The sequence below is a fragment of the Streptomyces sp. NPDC097981 genome (assembly GCF_040302565.1).
Classification (GTDB): domain Bacteria; phylum Actinomycetota; class Actinomycetes; order Streptomycetales; family Streptomycetaceae; genus Streptomyces.
The window spans coordinates 1-1566 of the sequence record NZ_JBEORW010000179.1 but is presented as its reverse complement, the minus strand read 5'-3'; the positions used below and the strand labels follow the sequence as shown (position 1 = coordinate 1566).

The window sequence follows — 1566 nt, the reverse complement described above, 5'->3', positions numbered from 1 at the left end:
GTCGTTGGTGCTGGCCACCTGGGACTACTCCTTCTCCGCCCTCGACTCAATGAATCATCCAGTATGGCTGACTTTTCTCACTTTGCCAGAGAGGGCCTTCCATGGACGTGATCCAGGCGGGAGCATCCTGGTGACGGTGGACGGGGGTGGCAGACCATGGGGCGTAGACGGGGTGCGTGGGCCGGGTCGGCGGTAGCGGGAGGGGCCGCATTGGTGGCGGCTGTGCTGGGGCCGGTGACCAACTACGCCAGTGCCGCGGTGCCTGGCTGGGCGGCGCAGGCGTGGGTGATCTGGCCGGTGTTCGCCGTGCTGGTGGTGGTCAGCATCGGGCTGTTGCTGTGGGGCCGGCATCTGGATGCCGCAGCAAGGCCCCCGGCGCGGCTGGCACCGGTGAGCCGACCGGCCCGAGGCCAGCAGGCTTCGTTACGCCCACCGCATGTTCAGCGCGTGCGGGGGCGTGAGGGAGAACTCGCCGTGCTGGCAGGCATGCTTCGGCGGCCACAAGGCCGGTTCGCGGTGCTGTGCGCGGTCGGCGGGATGGGCAAGACAACGGTGGCCGCGCAACTGGCCACCCAGGCCGAGGCGGCGGGCTGGCGAGTGTTTTGGGTGCGCTAGCGCGACGGTGCCGAGCTGGCGCAGCAGAGCCGCACGAGATCGGCCCGGCAGGGGAGCCGGTGGCCGACTATCGCGGCTGGATCCGTCCTCACGGCCGGGGCCTGCTGGTGGTGACCAGCCGGGATGGCAGCGAGCAGACCTGGGGTCCGTGCGCACAGCTGCTGCCACTGGAGCCGCTGCCGGTGCGACCCGCGGGGCAGGTCCTGCTGGACGCTGCTCCCGTGGCCGGCACCGCCGAGCAGGCCCGGGATCTGGCGGCGCGACTGGGCGGGCTGCCACTGGCGTTGCACGCGGCTGGCACCTATCTGGCCGGACCCACCAGCCGCTACCGCACCTTTGCCGCCTACCGCCAGGCCCTGGAACAGGAACTGCGGTTCTTGTTGGGAGCGGCGCACCCGAATGCCTCCCATCCGCAGGTCGCCCGCGCCGTGGTGCGGCACACCTGGGAGGTGTCCTTGGACCAGCTCGCCGGGGAGGGCAACGCTTTGGCCCGACCCCTGTTGCGACTGCTGGCCCTGCTGGCTCAGGCCCCCGTCCCACTGTCCCTGATCACCCCGGACCTGCTATCCGTCGTCACCGGACACGACGTCACCGCGGTGGCCCTGGAGGCCGCGTTCGCCGGCCTGCACCGCTACGGTCTCCTCGGCCTGCCCCACTCTCCCGGCAGCACCGGCCCGGCGTCGGGCAGCAGTGAGGGGGCGCAGGTGGTGCTGCATCCCCTGATCCGAGAGATCAACGCTGTCGCCCTCACGGCCGAGACCTCCGGGCTCGCCGTGTGGCACCGGGCCCTTGCCGAGCGGCTGACCACGGCCGTGCACGAGGCCAACCTGTCTCTCCCCTCGTAGCGTGGAGACCCTGACTGCAGGGGATGTTGAGAGTCATGGCCGAGAAGCGACGGAAGTTCGAGCCGGAGTTCCGTGAGGGGGCTGTACGGATCGTGACGGAGACCGG

Annotated in this window: 2 protein-coding genes; both read left to right on the top strand. The window is 70.8% G+C overall.

Annotation, left to right across the window (positions count from 1 at the left end; genetic code table 11):
• The first annotated feature begins 234 nt into the window (after positions 1 to 234).
• Positions 235 to 615 carry a P-loop NTPase family protein gene (locus tag ABTY04_RS40910; protein WP_352218506.1) on the top strand — a complete coding sequence of 127 codons (381 nt, stop codon included), beginning with the start codon at positions 235 to 237 and terminating at the stop codon, positions 613 to 615.
• A 59-nt stretch (positions 616 to 674) separates the two neighbouring features.
• Positions 675 to 1460 carry a hypothetical protein gene (locus ABTY04_RS40905; protein ID WP_352218505.1) on the top strand — a complete coding sequence of 262 codons (786 nt, stop codon included), beginning with the start codon at positions 675 to 677 and terminating at the stop codon, positions 1458 to 1460.
• The last annotated feature ends 106 nt before the right edge of the window (positions 1461 to 1566 follow it).